General features: G+C 49.5%; 16 protein-coding genes. 4 read left to right on the top strand and 12 right to left on the bottom strand.

The genetic code is table 11. From position 1 onward, the window contains the following. Positions 1-104: 104 nt before the first annotated feature. The 7 genes from BLQ32_RS09065 to BLQ32_RS09035 all read right to left on the bottom strand — a co-directional run bounded on the left by BLQ32_RS09065 (position 105) and on the right by BLQ32_RS09035 (position 7,710). On the bottom strand, positions 105-1,100 hold the full coding sequence (locus tag BLQ32_RS09065; RefSeq protein WP_074510101.1) for a phosphotriesterase family protein: 996 nt from the start codon (positions 1,098-1,100) through the stop codon (positions 105-107). Next, positions 1,101-2,774 carry a long-chain fatty acid--CoA ligase gene (locus tag BLQ32_RS09060; protein WP_074510100.1) on the bottom strand — a complete coding sequence of 558 codons (1,674 nt, stop codon included), beginning with the start codon at positions 2,772-2,774 and terminating at the stop codon, positions 1,101-1,103. A gap of 34 nt (positions 2,775-2,808) precedes the next feature. After that, positions 2,809-3,600: an enoyl-CoA hydratase/isomerase family protein gene (locus BLQ32_RS09055; protein ID WP_074510099.1), complete on the bottom strand. Its 792-nt coding sequence runs from the start codon at positions 3,598-3,600 to the stop codon at positions 2,809-2,811. 19 nt (positions 3,601-3,619) lie between these two features. Continuing rightward, positions 3,620-4,345, bottom strand: a complete 726-nt coding sequence (locus BLQ32_RS09050) for a 2-phosphosulfolactate phosphatase (protein WP_074510194.1) — start codon at positions 4,343-4,345, stop codon at positions 3,620-3,622. Between the two features lie 73 nt (positions 4,346-4,418). Beyond that, complete coding sequence (locus BLQ32_RS09045) at positions 4,419-6,029, bottom strand: long-chain-fatty-acid--CoA ligase (protein ID WP_139150529.1); 1,611 nt, start codon at positions 6,027-6,029, stop codon at positions 4,419-4,421. 43 nt (positions 6,030-6,072) lie between these two features. Next, complete coding sequence (locus tag BLQ32_RS09040; protein WP_074510097.1) at positions 6,073-7,326, bottom strand: acyl-CoA dehydrogenase; 1,254 nt, start codon at positions 7,324-7,326, stop codon at positions 6,073-6,075. Positions 7,327-7,494: 168 nt separating this feature from the next. After that, on the bottom strand, positions 7,495-7,710 hold the full coding sequence (locus BLQ32_RS09035) for a hypothetical protein (RefSeq protein ID WP_036807877.1): 216 nt from the start codon (positions 7,708-7,710) through the stop codon (positions 7,495-7,497). 341 nt (positions 7,711-8,051) lie between these two features. Between BLQ32_RS09035 and rsgA the strand changes: the two genes are divergently transcribed. Next, on the top strand, positions 8,052-9,107 hold the full coding sequence (rsgA, locus tag BLQ32_RS09030; RefSeq protein ID WP_074510096.1) for a ribosome small subunit-dependent GTPase A: 1,056 nt from the start codon (positions 8,052-8,054) through the stop codon (positions 9,105-9,107). A 56-nt stretch (positions 9,108-9,163) separates the two neighbouring features. On the opposite strand, the gene BLQ32_RS09025 is transcribed toward rsgA, so the two are convergent. From BLQ32_RS09025 to BLQ32_RS09010, 4 genes are all read right to left on the bottom strand, one after another. After that, entirely contained in the window at positions 9,164-9,796 is a 633-nt protein-coding gene (locus BLQ32_RS09025) for a response regulator (RefSeq protein WP_036807873.1), read from the bottom strand. Between the two features lie 17 nt (positions 9,797-9,813). Then, positions 9,814-10,929: a GAF domain-containing sensor histidine kinase gene (locus BLQ32_RS09020; protein WP_074510095.1), complete on the bottom strand. Its 1,116-nt coding sequence runs from the start codon at positions 10,927-10,929 to the stop codon at positions 9,814-9,816. A 100-nt stretch (positions 10,930-11,029) separates the two neighbouring features. Then, entirely contained in the window at positions 11,030-12,730 is a 1,701-nt protein-coding gene (locus tag BLQ32_RS09015; protein WP_074510094.1) for a phospho-sugar mutase, read from the bottom strand. Positions 12,731-12,807: 77 nt separating this feature from the next. Continuing rightward, positions 12,808-14,352 carry a carbon-nitrogen hydrolase family protein gene (locus BLQ32_RS09010; RefSeq protein WP_074510093.1) on the bottom strand — a complete coding sequence of 515 codons (1,545 nt, stop codon included), beginning with the start codon at positions 14,350-14,352 and terminating at the stop codon, positions 12,808-12,810. Between the two features lie 131 nt (positions 14,353-14,483). On the opposite strand from BLQ32_RS09010, the gene BLQ32_RS09005 reads away from it, so the two are divergent. The 3 genes from BLQ32_RS09005 to BLQ32_RS08995 are packed head-to-tail and all read left to right on the top strand — an operon-like array spanning position 14,484 to position 16,281. Next, a complete protein-coding gene (locus BLQ32_RS09005) occupies positions 14,484-14,909 on the top strand; it encodes a disulfide formation protein C (protein ID WP_074510092.1) in 426 nt (141 codons plus the stop codon). A 1-nt stretch (position 14,910) separates the two neighbouring features. Next, a complete protein-coding gene (locus BLQ32_RS09000) occupies positions 14,911-15,384 on the top strand; it encodes a thioredoxin family protein (RefSeq protein ID WP_074510091.1) in 474 nt (157 codons plus the stop codon). 51 nt (positions 15,385-15,435) lie between these two features. Further along, complete coding sequence (locus BLQ32_RS08995; protein ID WP_074510090.1) at positions 15,436-16,281, top strand: RluA family pseudouridine synthase; 846 nt, start codon at positions 15,436-15,438, stop codon at positions 16,279-16,281. 51 nt (positions 16,282-16,332) lie between these two features. Here the strand turns inward: BLQ32_RS08995 and BLQ32_RS08990 are convergent, their stop codons facing one another. Further along, positions 16,333-17,163 carry an aldo/keto reductase gene (locus BLQ32_RS08990; protein WP_074510193.1) on the bottom strand — a complete coding sequence of 277 codons (831 nt, stop codon included), beginning with the start codon at positions 17,161-17,163 and terminating at the stop codon, positions 16,333-16,335. Between the last annotated feature and the right edge of the window lie 44 nt (positions 17,164-17,207).

Here is a 17,207-nt window from a genome sequence, read left to right as displayed (position 1 = left end):
TTTCCATATATGTTGAACTTATGATTACCTTTGATCGAAAGATTGAAAACGCATCAATGCTACTGACCCAAAATAAAAAAAGGGCTGAATTCCAGCCCTTTTCTCTAAACTGCTACAGTTTCTGCAGCAAATAATTTTTTCGGATTTTCCATAAACATTTTATCGAGCTGCGCATCGGTCACGCCTGCTTTTTGGAGCTCGGGAATCACTGTTTCAAATAAATGCGTTGGATGCCAGTTTGCGATTGCGCCCAGTGCCGCATCGGGAATGACCGGCGGCCGGCCCAGCCACATGCTGATGGAATCATGCGAAAGCATAATTTGGTCTTCGTATCCCGAAGCCAACAGCTCAAGCAGCGTGGTGATGCGCTGATGGTCGAATGGAGCTCCGACCATGCCTTGCAGGCCAAAGCGGTCAAAAGCGATGTTCACGCCGGTTTCGAGCGTACGCTTATGGTAAGCCGGATCCGTATTGCCGCACATATGGCCGATGACAATGCCTGCAGGGTTGGCACCGAGCTCTAATAGAAGCTGCGCCTGTTCCGGCCCCATGGTGCCTTCCTGGGTGTGCGTCAATAACGTGATGCCGGTTTCTCTTTGGGCTTGTGCTGCAGCTCTAAAGAACATTTTTTCGTAATCCGTGATGGCGTCTTTACTGGAAGCCAGTTTGATGATGCCGGGTTTGATATTCGTTCCGCCAATGCCTTCTTTGATTTCCGCAGAGAACATTTCACCGATTTCCTGTTCAGCAGTGCCGAGAGAGGCCCGGAATTTAAAATAAGGCGTCGCCCCTTCGCCTTCGTAATAATAGCCGGTGGCGCAAATGATCTGCAGTCCGCTCTCTTCAGAAATTTCTTTTAACACTTCCGGGTCCCGTCCGCATTCATTCGGCGTTGGATCGACGACCGTCTGCACGCCATGGGCTATCATCTTTTTCGCAGCCTGCACTCCGGCTTCCACGGCAGCTTCCCGGTTGAACGGCCCAAGGGTTACGTCTCCATGAAACCCCGGATAGCCGAAAATGAAATGTTCGTGGATCAAGGTCTTTCCCATCGCTTCCGGAGCAATGGGCCCGGTTACCGTTTCTACTTGTTTTGCCATCTACAAAACCTCCTCGGATTTTTGCCTTTCTTCTTCCTGCAGTTTGCGCCATAGAATTTTCCCGCTGCTGGTTGTGGGAAAAGATTTCCGGAACTCAATGACACGCGGATATTTATACGCCGCCATTTCATTTTTCGCCCATTCGATGATTTCTTCTTCCGAAATCTTTCCTTCATGCCCGTCATTTAAGATGACAAAAGCTTTGACCGTTTCGCCTCTCCGCGGATCGGGAATTCCGACGACGCATGCCTGCTGGACGGCCGGATGCTTATAAAGCAGCGATTCGACTTCGGTCGGCCAGACTTTAAAACCGGAAGCATTGATCATCCGCTTAACCCGGTCAACCATAAAGTAATAGCCTTCTTCATCGCGTCTGGCAATATCACCCGTCCGGAAGAACGAAAGCCCCTCCAGGTCAATAAAAGAGTTCCGGTTATCGTCGTCGCGGTTGTAATAGCCGCTAAAGACTTGCGGACCGCGGATAACCAGTTCCCCTTCTTTTCCGGTTTCCAATTCCTCACCGGTAGAAGGGTCAATGATCCGTGCATCCACATCAAACGAAGGAATGCCCAGGCACTGCAGCTTTGGCCGGTCCGGCGGATTGAAATGGGTTTGGGAAATCGTTTCTGACAACCCGTAGCCCTCCACGTATTTCAAGCCGATTGTCTCCGTCAGTTTTTCACCGACCGCTGCCGGCAATGGTGCACCGCCGCCTCCAATCACCTGCAGCGATGTAAGTTTAAATTCACCCAGACGCGGATTCGATAAGAAATCGATGATCATCGTACTGATGTTGATCCAATGCGTGCATTGATAGGTTTCAATCGCTTTGGCCGCATACTCGCGGTCCCAACGGGTCATTATCACCATGGCGGCTCCGGCGTAAATCGGCATGTGCATGCTGTGGACCATGCCGGTCACATGAAACAGCGGCAAAGTGGCCAAAACGACCGCATCGGACGTAACATTCATCCAGTGAAACGTCCCTACCGTATTCGCCTGCACCGAGCAGTTTGTATGGATGCAGCCTTTCGGCAACCCGGTTGTTCCCGAAGTATATGGCATCACCGCAATATCGGACGCTTCTCCCGAGTATTCGGAAGGCTCATGCCCCGCTTCAACTGCCTGCTTCCAAGGCGTTGCGTGCGCAAAACTCCGGACGGCTTCCTCAACAACCGGCGGCCGATTGCCGACCTCGTCTTCTGCAGAGGCGTATTCCGAATAAGCTGCCGTAATAACGGATTCAAGCACCGCTGTTTCCTTCAGTTCTTCAATTCTTCCATACAGCTCTTGGCCGATAATGCCGCAGCGGATTTCGCCGTCCTGGATGTAGAATTCCAGTTCTTCTGCCGTATTCATTGGATTGACGGGCACTACAACTGCGCGCAGCCGCAGAATGGCGTAATAGCTAATCAGGAACTGGGGTGAATTTTGCATAAACAGCAGCACCCGCTCCCCTTTTGAAACACCCACCTTCTTCTCCAAATAACCGGCCAGTGCATCAATTTCTTCTTTTAATTGCGCATACGTATACTCCGCACCGTAATAATACAACGCTGCTTTTTGCGAATACTTTTTGGTGGACATAGCGAAATTGTCGTATAAAGTGGTTTCAGGAACAGTTATAGTTTTCGATACTCGACTTGGCCAAAATTTAAAATGGGTAGTGTCCATTCCGTTTCTCCCTTCGGCGATTTTCAAGCCATTCTTACAGAACTTCCTGCTTTTTCTTAAAATCCGGTTTCCGTTTTTCTTTGAACGCCGAGACGCCTTCCAGATGATCCTCGGTCGTCACCAGCATGGCCTGCGTGATTCTTTCCTGTTCCAAAATTTCCGGAAGGCCAGCCGTGCTTGCCTGGTCGGCAATCTTTTTCATTAGCCCAAAGGTGCGTGACGGACCGGCTGCTAAGCGTGCCGCCAGCCCAAATGCTCCCTGTTCCAGTTCTGCCAGTGGATATAAGTGGTTAACGATTCCCCATTCTTTCGCCCGTTCAGCTGTCATCGGCTCCGCGCTAAAGAACAGTTCTTTTGCCCGGTACGGCCCGACCAAACGGGTCAGGAAATAAAGGCCGCCTCCATCGGAAATCAGCCCAACCTGTGCAAAGCTCATAACAAATTTGCTGTCTTCTGCCGCCACAATCAGATCGCTGGCGAGCGCCAAATTAAATGCCGCTCCTGCTGCAAAACCATGGACTGCTGCAACGATCGGCTTTTCAAGTGCACGCATTGCCAGCACCAATTCGTTCAGTTTGCCGATATGGTCGTACGTTCCCGAAGGTCCAGCCTGCCCCATTGTTTTCACATCGCCGCCCGCTGAAAATGAGCGTCCTGCTCCTGACAAAATCACAGCCCCGACTTCCGGATTGCTTCCGGCAGCCTTGATTTCCTCGGTTAAGCGCAAAATCATTTCCGGGCTGAACGCATTCAAGCTTTCCGGCCGGTTCAGCTGCAGCGACAAAACCCCATCCATCAGTTTGACAATAACGTGTTCTTTTTCCATTCCAATTCCTCCTTGTTTTTTAATCAATGACGAGCTTTCCATTCTTTAGCCATGGAACATGCGAAATCTTTGAAGCTTCTGCCACAAAATCGATTTCTTCTTCAAATCCGAGACTCATCAACATTTCACCGACACGCGACTGTTTCAATAATTGTCGGCTATTGCATTTATTGGTTTCATAGAAAATGCGGGCCGCTTTTGCGGAATCCGTCAGTTCCCAATGCGAAGTTTGCCGCATCAGGCAATCGACAAAATAGCCGGCCCCGAAAAAATCTTCCAGGCAAAACTCGCCGCCGGATCCCGAGCAAACAGCGACAATCGTTTCTTCCTGGTGCTCAGCGGCAATTTTATCGGCTACAGCGCTGCCGTTCAATAATGAAGCGGTATAGACTTTATTGGCACCGGCTGCTTTTCGGATGGCTACGGTGCCATTGGTTGTCGACAAAACAACCGTTTTTCCGGCAATCTGCTTTTTAAATTGCAAGGGGTTCGGGTCCAGAAATCCTTCAATCGTCTTTCCGTTGTATTCTCCTACTAAGCAAAAGCTGTCGGTTTCCCGTCCTGCTGCCTGTTTTCTCGCTTCGTCGCCGTCCAGCACCGGAATCACTTCCTTGGCGCCATGCCAAAAACAGGCGGCTATTGTGGATGTGGCCAGCAGCACATCAAAAATGATCGCTGTCTTGTCTTCCTGCATCCGCGCTTCGTCAATTTCTTCTTTTTTCAATAAGAGATGGAGTTTCGGCACACGTGCACACCCTTCCAAAATTCGGTAAAAAAAGGGAACAGCAAGAGGCGTCAGGCTGTTTCTTTCATAAAGCTTATTCTTTGGCTGCCGCTTCATCACGAAGTGCCCGCCGCAGAATTTTCCCGACATTCGTTTTGGGCAGTTCTGTACGGAATTCGATGATTCTCGGCACTTTATAGGCAGCCATTTTCTCTTTGGACCATTGGATCAGTTCTTCTTCAGCCACTTCCTGCCCGGATTTTTTGACAATGATGGCTTTTACGCTTTCTCCCCGGTAAGGATCGGCCACACCAATCGCCACCGCTTCTTGGACCGCGGGATGTTCGTATAAAATTTCCTCGATGTCGCGCGGATAGACATTGTAGCCGCTTGAAATAATCAAGTCTTTCTTGCGGTCGACAATGTAAATATAGCCGTCTTCATCCATCCGTGCGATGTCGCCGGTAAAGAGCCAACCGTCCCGCAGCGCATTTTCCGTCTCTTCCGGCATGTTCCAGTAGCCTTTCATGACTTGCGGGCCACGGATGATCAGTTCCCCTTTTTCCCCAACCGGCACTTCTTCTGTCCCGGTCGCCAAATCTACCACTTTGTATTCGGTCGAAGGGAACCCGATGCCGATGCTTCCCGGCTTGCGCTCTGCAAACGGCGGATTGCAATGGGTCGTTGGAGCGGCTTCCGAGAGGCCGTAGCCTTCCAGAATTTTCGCACCTGTTTTCCGTTCGAATTCCTTCATCGTCTCAAGCGGCATCGGTGCACTTCCGCTATTGCAAATATGGATGCTGTCGATTCCGTATTTCTCCGCTTCCGGGTGGTTCGTGATGGCGATGTACATCGTCGGCACTCCCGGGAATGTCGTCGGCTGTTCGCGCTTGATCGTCTCCAGCACTTCCTGCAGATCAAAGCGCGGCAGCAAAATATTTTTAGAGCCATTTAATATCGACAGGTTCATGGCGGACGTCATGCCAAACACATGGAATAGCGGAATGACCGTCAAACAGCTTTCTTCTCCGAACGTCACTTCATTTTTAAAGAATTCCTGCGACTGATAAGCATTCACCACGATATTGCGGTGGGTAAGCATCGCCCCTTTGGATAGTCCGGTGGTGCCGCCGGTATATTGCAGGACCGCCACATCTTCAGCCGGGTCAACCGAAACCGGCTTTAGCTGCCCATCCCCTTTTTCTATAAATGCCTGAAACGAATAATCTTCTTCGAGTGGAGCGGGTTCTTCGGCAAAGCTCACGACAATAATGGTTTTTATCGAGGTATGTCCGGCAATCGCTTTGATGCGAGGGTAAAGCGGTTCATATACCACAATTGTTTCTGCTCCTGAGTCCTTGAAAATATGGACCAATTCGTTTTCCATCAGCATCGGATTGATCTGGGTAACCGTCGCTCCCGCCTTTAAAACGCCGAAATACGAAATGACATACTGCGGGCAGTTGGGCAGCATAATCGCGACCCGGTCGCTTTTTTCCACGCCGGACCCTTGGAGCGATGAAGCGAAAACGGTCGATAAAATATGCAATTCCTTAAAGCTGATTTCCTTCTGGTAGAATTTGAGTGCTGTGTGGTCCGGTATTTTCGCTGTTGTTTCCGCTAAAATTTCGGGCATCGTCTTGTTCGGAAATTCCATTGCAGACTGGATATCCTGCGGGTAATGCTTGGACGCAATCTGGTTCATTGTCATCTACGTTCCCCCAATATCTTTTAATGGCAAGCTTTGTTTATCGCGTTTCTACAGCGGCGATGCTGTCTTTCGCTTTTTCTGGCTGGGCGTATTTCTTCAATTCCAGCCGCGCAATCTGGTTGCGGTGAACTTCATCCGGACCATCGGCTAGGCGCAGCGTCCGTGAATTCGCCCACTGGGCAGCCAAAGTGAAATCATCGCTGACGCCTGCTGCACCAAAGGCCTGAATTGCCCGGTCAATGACGCGCAAGGCCATATTCGGCGCCGTTACTTTGATCATGGCGATTTCAGCTTTCGCTTCTTTGTTGCCGCTTGTATCCATCATATAAGCGGCTTTGAGCGTCAACAGGCGGGCTTGTTCGATTTCAATGCGCGAATCGGCAATCCATTCGCGGACGACCCCTTGATTGGCAAGCGGCTTGCCAAACGGTTCCCGGCTTTGGACGCGTTTGCACATTTCTTCAAGCGCACGTTCCGCTGCACCGATCAAGCGCATGCAGTGGTGGATGCGGCCAGGGCCCAGGCGTCCCTGCGCAATCGCAAACCCTTTTCCTTCGTCCCAAATCATGTTGCCCGCCGGCACCCGTACATTGTCAAACGTGATTTCAGCGTGGCCATGCGGCGCGTGGTCATATCCGAATACCGACAACAGCCGTTCAATTTTTACGCCCGGTGTGTCAAGCGGCACCAAAATCATGGACTGCTGCTCGTATTTTGGACCGCCAGGATTGGTTTTGCCCATGACAATGGAGATTTTGCAGCGCGGATCCCCTGCCCCCGAGGACCACCATTTGCGGCCGTTGATGACGTATTCATCGCCGTCCCGGACAATTGACGCTTCAATATTCGTCGCGTCGCTCGATGCCACATCCGGTTCCGTCATGGAGAAGCATGAACGTATTTCGCCGGCAAGGAGCGGCTTCAGCCATTTTTCTTTTTGCTCTTCTGTGCCGTAACGGACGAGCACTTCCATATTCCCAGTATCCGGCGCATTGCAATTAAAGACTTCAGGTCCGATCAACGAACGGCCCATGATTTCACATAACGGCGCATATTCCTGATTGGTCAGACCGGCTCCGTACTCACTTTCCGGCAGGAATAAATTCCACAGCCCCGCTTCTCTCGCTTTTTGTTTCAGTTCTTCCATGATTGGAGGCACTTGTGACCAGCGGTTCTCTTGGGCATTCAATTGTTCTTCAAACAACTTTTCATTCGGGTAAATATGTTCCTCCATAAATAAAGTTAATTGCTCCTGCAGTTTTGCTGTTTTCGCTGAATATGAAAAATCCATTTTTCTTTTTCCACCTTTCTGGTACTAACCGGTTGGTATGTTCAGAATATTAACTTAATGTTAGCGCTTCCAAATTATAAAAGCAAGCCCTCTTTAATTTTTTATTGGCATTCTCTAGGAATTTTTTTGCATAAAAAAAAGCCACGGGTTCGTGGCTCTCTTCTGCTATTAAGGGGCATCGCCGTCTTGTTTTTCTTCATTTGTATCATCTTCCAGCTCTTCTTCTGTATCTGTCCCAATATCTGAATCCTGATCCTCTTCATCAGTTGCCGGATCTTCCACTTCAATATTGTCATCGTCTCCATCGCCGCTGCCGCAAGCACTCAGCATACTTACCGATAAGACTGCCGCTGCTCCAAGTTTCCACCATTTCGCTTCTGCCATTTGAATTCCTCCTTTAAAAATCGCCAATCTGTCAATTGCATTCTGTTGTTCTATTCCCTTTTCTCAATAGAAACTAACAAGAATCCTGAATGATTGGATAAATTTCTATTTTCGGACAAAAAAGCCTTGACCCTTCTTTGGGTCTGCAGTATCTTTATAGTAACTTGAAGAAAGAGGTGAGGCATTATGGCTATTTTATTTTTGAATACGCAAATCCAATCCATAATGTCCCGCTCTGTGTATCGCTGACGATACGCTTCTTCCATTATGCCCGGGAACCATGGATTGCGATTTGCGCGCATCCATGGTTTTTTATTTTGCATAATTAGGAGGAACTTACATTGAATTGGATCGAACAATACGGCTGGAATACAACTTGGCAAGAAAAAATCAGCGCAGCCGGCATACCGGGGCGCATTACTTTGGAACATAAAAATATTTACCGGGTCGTGACAAACAGCGGCGAATGGCTAAGCACGCTTTCCGGAAAATACCGTCATGAGCATTTGCACAGTGAATTTCCGGCAGTGGGAGACTGGGTCATGGTCGAAAGGATGCCCGGAGAAGAAAAAGGGATCATTCATCAAGTGCTTCCCCGCTCTTCCCAATTTTCGCGGAAAGCAGCGGGCGATACTTCCGAAATCCAATTGATTGCGGTTAATGTTGACTATGTCTTTCTCGTCATGTCGCTGAACCATGATTTTAACGTCCGGCGCCTCGAGCGCTACTTAATCGCTGCTTGGGATTCAGGAGCCAATCCGGTGATCGTGCTGACGAAAAGCGACCAATGCGAAGATTTGGAGCCTTTCCTGCAGGAAGTGGAATCGGTTGCGTTCGGCTTGCCGGTATACCCGGTATCAAGCGTCACCGGTGAAGGCATTGAGAACTTGCAAAACCTGCTTACACCGAATAAGACCGGAGCACTTCTCGGATCTTCCGGCGTCGGAAAATCGTCGCTCATCAATGCTTTGTCCGGCAGTGAACTAATGGCTGTCCAGGACATTCGGGAAGACGACAGCAAAGGGCGCCATACGACCACGCACCGTGAACTCGTCCGGCTGCCCGGCGGCGGTTTATTGATTGATACGCCGGGCATGCGCGAATTCCAGCTCGGCGATTACGAAGAAGGCATCGAAAGCGGGTTTTCCGATGTCGAACAGCTTGCCGATGAGTGCCGGTTCCGGGATTGCGGGCATAGCAACGAACCGGGATGCCGCGTCCAAGAAGCGCTTTTGACAGGCGAATTGCAGGCGGAACGCTACAGAAGTTACTTGAAACTGAAACGTGAACTGGCGCATATGGAACGAAAAAGCGATGCGGCTGCCCAAAAAGCAGAGCGCAGCAAATGGAAGCAAATCACGAAAGATTCCAGAAAACGGCCGGTCAAGAAACGATAAAAGAACTAATAAAAGCAGGCGCCTATGAACTTTTATAGGCGCCTGCTTTTTGGTTTTCAAGCTTCGGTCAAGCCGTGCTTGACCGCATAAAGTGCGGCTTGCGTACGGTCTTGTACTTCCAGTTTGGTAAAAATATTGGAAATATGCGTCTTCACCGTTTTTTCGGTGACAAATAAAGCCGAGGCAATTTCACGGTTGCTTTTGCCTTTTGTCAGTTCCGCCAATACTTCTTTCTCACGCGGAGTTAAGAGATTCACGGTGTGCGGCGCCGGTTCAGCCGGTCCTTTCAACAATTCCGAATTGGCTTTCGGATGCACAGTATTTTCGCCGCGCATCAAACTCCGGAGCGATGCCACCAATTCATCCGGTTCGATGTCTTTCAACTGGTAACCGGCTGCCCCCGCTTCCATCGCTGGCACCACATGGTCGCGGTCCGAGAAACTGGTCAGCATCAAGACGATGATGTCCGGATATAGTTCTTTAATTTCCCGTGTGGCTTCTATGCCGTCCATGACCGGCATCACCAAATCCATCAAGACGATATCCGGCCGGAGCTTTCCGGCCATTTCTACCGCTTCTTTGCCGTTTACTGCTTCCCCGACGACTTCAATGTCTTTTTGCGTCTTCAGGAAGAACAGCAAGCCGCGCCGAACCACATGATGATCATCGGCAATCAATACTTTCACCATGCCCATCACTCCTTAAGTTAATACGGTATTCGTACAAGAATTTCCGTTCCTTTTCCGATTTCGCTCGACCAGTCGACGGTCCCGCCTTCGGCCTGCGCCCGCTCCCGCATGCTTTGAATGCCGATCGATGGTATGTAGAGCCGTTCGTCCAGCAAAAATCCCCGCCCTTCGTCTTTGATGACCAACAGGACATCTGAAGAAGTGACCGACATGAACAACTCGACTTTGTTGACGCCTGCATGCTTCCGGATGTTATTCAAGGCCTCCTGGGCAATGCGGAACAGCGTCTCTTCGGCGCGCGAAGGCAATTGAATGACGCCTGTCACTTTCACTTCCGTCGTCAAACCGAGCATTTCGGCGTAGCCCTTAATGGCTTCCAGCAACCCGCTCTCCAGCCCTTTCGGCCGCAGCTGCCAAATAAGCGCACGCATTTCATTCAGCGCTTCCTGGGTTAAATGCTGGATGTCGCGGAACGTTTCCTGCACTTCCGGCTCGGCAGACATTTCACTGCCGCCTCTTGCGGTAAGCGTAACGGAAAACAGCAGCTGATTGACCGAATCATGCAAGTCCCGCGCCAGCCGGTTGCGTTCTTTTACAAGCGCCAATTCCTGTTCCTGCTTCGTCAACACGATGCGCTTGATTGCTGAACCGATTTGAAACGCCACGGATTCGAGCAGCGCCAATTCATCTGCTGAAAATCCGGTTCTTTCCGGGGCAGCGATGTTCAGCAAGCCAAATTTCTCTGTACCCGATTGCAGCGGCACAGTCGCATGATGGGTGATCCCACCGGAATCCCCTGTCTTTGTGGTGCGGGCATTTTCAATCCGCTGGCAGGCAATGATATTGGAAGCTTTTTTCAAATCGCCGTCGTGATACCGTTTGACGCACCAGCAGCCACCTTTTTGGAGGTGCCGGCAGCCGTTCGCTTTTAAAGCATCGGGAAGATTCGCCTGGGCTACCAATTTGTGTTTGCCTTTTTCGTCGATGAAAAAGATCCAGGCCGTTTCAAAATTAGAGCCGTTCAACAATTTCCAGATGGCCCCTTCCAGCATCCGGTCCATATCTGTTTCCTCATTCAGCAATTCCGCAATTTCCTTCAATAAAATCACGTTGGAATGTTCGTCCAATACCATTTTTGCCCCTCCCGTCGCCATTAGTTCTACCATACACGTTTTCATCCGGCTTGCGCCTCGTCCTTTTGAATGAAAAAGCTCCCTGTAGAGGGAGCTTTTGTCATCTTCTGTTCATTTCATCCAGGAACGATTCTTTAATCAGTTCCAGCTTCTCGTCGCTTTCCTGTTCCGTATCGGCGAAGACTCCAAAATAATATTTCACTTTCGGCTCCGTTCCGCTCGGGCGCAGGCAAACCCATGAACCGTCTTTCAAGAAATACTTGATGACGTTCGCTTGCGGCAATTCGATTTTTTCATCGGTGTTCATGTCCACAAACATCCGATTTTGCGTTTCGTAATCTTCGATGGAAACGACTGGGATGCCGGCAATCGCTTGGAGCGGCTCTTCGCGCATCCCCGCAAGCAATCGTTGGATTTCCCGCGCACCATCCACGCCTTTTTTCGTCACCGAAACTAGCGCTTCCCGGTACCAGCCAAAACGGTCGTATAGGTCGATGAGTACATCATGCAGGCTTTGGCCCTGCGTTTTGTAATAGGCAGCCGCTTCTACAAGCAGCAAGACGGCTTGCACCGCATCTTTGTCCCGTGCAAAATCACGGATCAAGTAGCCGTAGCTTTCTTCATAGCCGAATAAAAACTCAAATTCTTTCTTCACATCGTTTTCTTTCAGTTTTTCGCCGATGAATTTAAAGCCGGTCAGCACATCCACACAGTCGACACCGTACGAATCGGCAATTACGCGGCCAAACTCTGAAGTTACAATCGTTTTGAAAACACGGCCATTTTCAGGCAGCGTCCCTTTTTTCTGCTTTTGGCGCAGCACGTACTCGATTAGGATCGCGCCGGTCTGGTTGCCGGACAGCAGTTCATAATGGCTGCCGCTCCAAACCGCAATTCCGACTCGATCGCCGTCGGGATCAACCGCAATCAGCAAATCCGCTTCGTTTTCCTTGCCGTAAACCTGTGCCATTTCAAAAGCCGAAGCTTCTTCGGGATTCGGCGATTTCACGGTCGGAAACTCGCCGTCCGGTTCCATCTGTTCTTTGACGTAGGTAATGCCGTCATAACCTGCCGTGTCCAGCAGCCGTTTGACGGTAGCGCCTGAAGCGCCGTGAAGCGGTGTAAATACAGCAGAAATTGGTGAAGCCGATTGCTCCTGCACCGTCAAAGCGTTCGCGATATACGCCTGGTCCATCTTCTCATCGATTTTGACCAACAAGCTTTCTTCGTACTGATTATTGACGATATTCAGTTCATCTTCCACCCGGCTGACGTAATCGATCACCCGGTCCGCATCTTCCAGATTCAGCTGGGCGCCGTCTTCGCCGTATACTTTATAGCCGTTGTATTCCGGCGGATTATGGCTTGCCGTAATGACAATCCCCATAAAGGCATTCAAATACCGGACACTGAACGACAATTGCGGAGTCGTCCGGGGACCACTGTACAAATACGTGTGGATGCCGTTGGCAGCGAATGTACGGGCCGCTTCCAGCGCAAACTCCGGGGACATGCGCCGGCTGTCATAGGCAATCACCATTCCGCGCGCCATGGCCTGTTCGCCGTTTTCTTTGATGTAATGGGCGATTCCTTGCGATGCTTTTCGGACTGTGTAGACATTCATACGGTTTGTGCCAGGTCCAATTTCCCCCCGCATCCCGCCTGTACCAAACACCAAATCTTGATAAAATGCGTCTTCCGCCAACTTCTCATCTTCTTGAAGCAGAATCAAACCCTGTTTTGTGTTTTCATCGAGATTGTCATGTTCCAACCACCGTTTGATACGTTCTTTCCATGTCATATACATCCCTCCATATCACTTAGTTTACCAAAAAAAACAAATAAAAACCGCTTCCTTTTATAGAAGCGGCCTGTAAATCAATCTTTTTTGTAATTGATGCTGTAAACGTCATGGCGGCGGTCTTTCAGCTGCTTGACGGTACCGTTTTGGCGCTGGCGGCGAAGGATTTCAAGATCGACATCCCCAATCAGCACCATTTCCAGGTTGGCGTTGGTTTCACCCACGATGCCGTCACGTGCAAATTCAAAATCGCTTGGTGCAAAAATGCCGGACTGGGCGTATTGGATGTCCATGTTTTCCGTTTGCGGCAAGTTGCCGACAGTTCCGGAAATAACGGTGTAGATCTGGTTTTCCACAGCGCGGGCCTGTGCACAGTAACGCACGCGAAGATAGCCTTGGCGGTCTTCTGTACAGAATGGGGAGAAGATGATGTTCGCACCCATATCGGTCGCAATGCGCGCCAGTTCCGGGAATTCGATATCGTAGCAGATCTGGATGGCGATTTTTCCGCAATCCGTATCAAAGACGCGGACCGAATCCCCTGCTGAAATCCCCCACCATTTCCGCTCATTTGGCGTAATGTGGATTTTGTACTGCTTGTCAATCGAGCCGTCGCGGCGGAACAAATACGCAATGTTGTAGATTTCATCGTCTTCTTCTTTTACAAAATGCGATCCCCCGATAATATTGACGTTGTAGCGGACGGCTAGGTCCGTAAACAATTCAATATACTGCGGCGTATATTCCGTCAATTTGCGCACTGCCTGGCTCGGTGATGGTTCGTTCAGGAAAGACATCAGCTGAGTCGTGAAAATTTCCGGGAATACCACAAAATCGGAATGTGCATCTGACGCCACATCCACAAAGTATTCCACTTGGTTCGCGAGATCATCAAACGATTCGATCGCACGCATCAAATATTGGACCACACAGATCCGCACCGGCAAGCTTGTTTTGAAATGGCGCTTGGAAATCGGCTTGTAGTCGACGTTGTTCCATTCCATTAATGTCGCATATTTGCCGGAAGCTAGATCATCCTGCAAGTAATTCGGATTGATGCGCATCAATTGGAAGCCGTTCATCAATTGGAATGTCAAAACGGGATCGTAAATTTTGTGGCGTGATACCGAATCCACATATTCTCTCGGCGACATTTCATCCGCATGTTTATGGTAATTCGGAATGCGTCCGCCAAGAATGATCGATTTCAAGTTCAGTTCGCGCGCCAGTTCTTTTCTCGCTTCATACAGGCGCTGCCCTACTTGCATCCGGCGGTAATCCGGGTGCACCATTACTTCAATCCCGTACATGTTATAGCCGTCCGGGTTATGGTTGGTGATGTAACCGCCATCGGTCACATCGTCCCATGTATGGCGGTCATCGTACTCGTCAAAGTTGATCAATAAACTTGAACACGACCCGATGACTTTGCCGTCCAGTTCAGCGACGAGCTGGCCTTGCGGGAATACGCCTAGATGGCTGCGCAATTGTTCTTCCTTCCAAGGATCCATCCCCGGAAAACACAGACGCTGCATTTCCAGGATGGCATCAATATCAGAATAAGCCATCTCACGGATGACCATGCTTTTCTCAAAATCGGATAAATCGAATTGTTCTGGCACTGCAGACACTCCTTCACAAAAGTTTCAAACTTTATTATATAGGATTAAAGCCTAAGATAATATTAATTTACTTGTTTGCATATAACAATTATACTTTTAAGGAAGTAAATTTTGAAATGAGGTACCTGCCAATGTCGAAACGCCAAGAGAATATTTTGCTTTCCATGTGGGGAGTGGCACTTGTGGCCACTATGGGTTCACTGTATTTTTCTGAAATCCGGGGATATGAACCATGTGTGTTGTGTTGGGTCCAGCGGATCTTCATGTACCCGCTCGTCATTATCATCGGAATCGCCTATGTTCAGAAAAATGTTAAAATCGCACTTACCACACTGGTGTTCTCAGTGATTGGCGGATGCATCTCACTTTACCATTATGGAATCCAAAAACTGGACTTCCTGTCCGATACTGCTCCGGCATGCGGACGTGTGCCTTGCACGGGCCAGTACATCAATTATCTCGGATTCATCACCATTCCATTTTTAGCGCTGACTGCTTTTATTTTAATCGCAGGCATGAGCATCTACCTGTGGAAGTCTTTGAAGGAGGAAAAGTAAAATGAAGAAAATGATCATTATTGGTGCAGCCGTTGTGTTGATTTTCGGTCTGATCATCTTTTTGACCAATCAATCGAACAACAGCAAGCTTGCCAATAACCCATACGATACAGAAGATTTGAACCAGGCAACGATCGACCAACTGGATGATGAGAATTACCAGAACATCGTCCTGCCGGATGAACTGGATAAAAAAATTGCTAGCGGCGAACCGACTACGGTTTATTTCTTCAGCCCGACCTGCCCGCATTGCCAGGCAACTACACCTGTCTTGATGCCGGTCGCTGAAGATATGGATGTAGACGTTCTGCAATACAATCTGTTAGAGTATGAACAAGGATGGCAGCAGTATTTCATCGAAGCGACGCCTACACTCGTCCATTATGAAAATGGCGAAGAAGTGTCGCGCTGGGTGGGATCTCAGCCGAAAGCAAACATTGAAAAATTCTTTAACGATGTAGTTTTAAAACAATAGACATGAGGCCATGTGCTGTGCGCATGGCCCTTTTATATGGAGGAATGAATGATGACCTGGAGTTACCAAATACAGGACGACGGCATGACCGTTGAAGAACTGCTGAGAAAAGAATGGGGCCTTGGCAAAAAAGTGGTCCACGAAATGCGGATGGCGAAAAGCGTCAAGAACGACAAGTTCCAGGAAGTGATCTGGAAAGAGCCCTTGGCAAAAGGAACGGTGCTGCATTTCGACTTGCCGCCTGCCGGCTCGCCTTATGAACCGAACCACGACATCGAACTGCCGATTCTGTTTGAGGACGACCATTTTATCATCGCGAGAAAACCAAAAGGCATGGCGACGCATCCGAATGAAGTCGGGCAGAATGATACATTCATTAATGCCATACTGGGCCATATTATCCGCAGCGGCGGAACTTACGGCGAACACGTACACCGCCTCGACCAAGGAACATCCGGCCTCTTGATGGTCGCCAAACACCCTGTTGCCAAAAATGTACTCGACCGCATGCTCGAGCAAAAGCAATTGGTCCGGGATTACGAGGCTGTTGTTAAAGGAAAAGTCCACAATAAATCCGGCACAATCGATTTTCCGCTCGGCCGCGACCGCCATCATGCGACGCGCCGACGCGTTTCCCCATCTGGCCAAAGCGCTGTCACCCATTTCAAAGTGCTGAAGCAAATGGAAGGCAAATCTTTGCTCCACTTGACTTTGGAAACTGGCCGGACGCATCAGATCCGTGCCCACCTGTCTCATATCGGCCATCCGATTATTGGAGACGAACTATACGACGGGCCGCTGACGCAAGACGGGTCCTACCACCTCCATGCTTTCCGCATGTCGTTTATCCATCCGTTCACCCATGAAAAAATTGTGGTTGAAGATAAAGACCGGTAAGTAAAATAATTTAACCGAAAAAAACCGCCAACGATTTGGCGGTTTTTCTTTTTATACCGTAATTTGGTCCGGATGCGTTCCTGCGCGCCAGTCCTGATTCAATCCATCGATCATCTTCATTTCTTCAGTGGATAAAGCAAAGTCGTAGACGTCGGCATTTTCCACAATGCGCGACGGCGTCACCGATTTCGGAATGACAACCAAATCGCTTTGCAGATGCCAGCGGATCACCACTTGGGCAATGCACTTGCCATGCGCTTCCCCGATTTTTGCAAGGACCGGGTCTTGCAGCAGGCGGCCGCGTGCAAGCGGCGACCAGGATGTGACCGCAATCTCATTTTCTGCACAGAACTGACGCAGCGGTTCCTGTGTCAGCTGCGGATGCAGTTCAATCTGGTTGACCATCGGCTTTGTATTTGCTTTGGCCAGGATTTTCTCCAAATGGTGCTGCTGGTGATTTGACACACCAATCGAACGCACTAGCTTTTCATCATAGAGGCGCTGAATCGCCCGGTACGTTTCTTCGTACGTATCCGGAATCGCCCAGTGGGTCAAATACAAATCCAGGTAATCAAAGCCGAGACGCTCCAGAGACGCTTCAAAAGCGCGCAGCGTATTGTCATAGCCCTGGTCCGTATTCCATACTTTTGAAGTGATGAACAATTCTTCCCGTTTCACACGTGAAGCCCTTACGGCTTCGCCCACTTCGTTTTCATTTTGATAAACCGCGGCCGTATCGATGGCGCGGTATCCTGCATCTATAGCTGCAAGCATCGCTTCGACAGCCGCTTCTTTGTCGGTCATCTTGTAGACGCCAAGGCCAAAGCGCGGCATTTCGACGCCGTTATGTAAAGTTTTTGTTGAATTGATCGTTAAATCCATTTTCATCATCCTTTCTTTTCCTATTGTACAAATAAGCCGATAAA

Source organism: Planococcus glaciei (assembly GCF_900099655.1).
In the GTDB taxonomy this organism is placed as follows: Bacteria; Bacillota; Bacilli; order Bacillales_A; family Planococcaceae; genus Planococcus; species Planococcus glaciei.
Note: the sequence above shows the minus strand (reverse complement) of the source record. Positions and strands in the feature narration are given on the sequence as shown.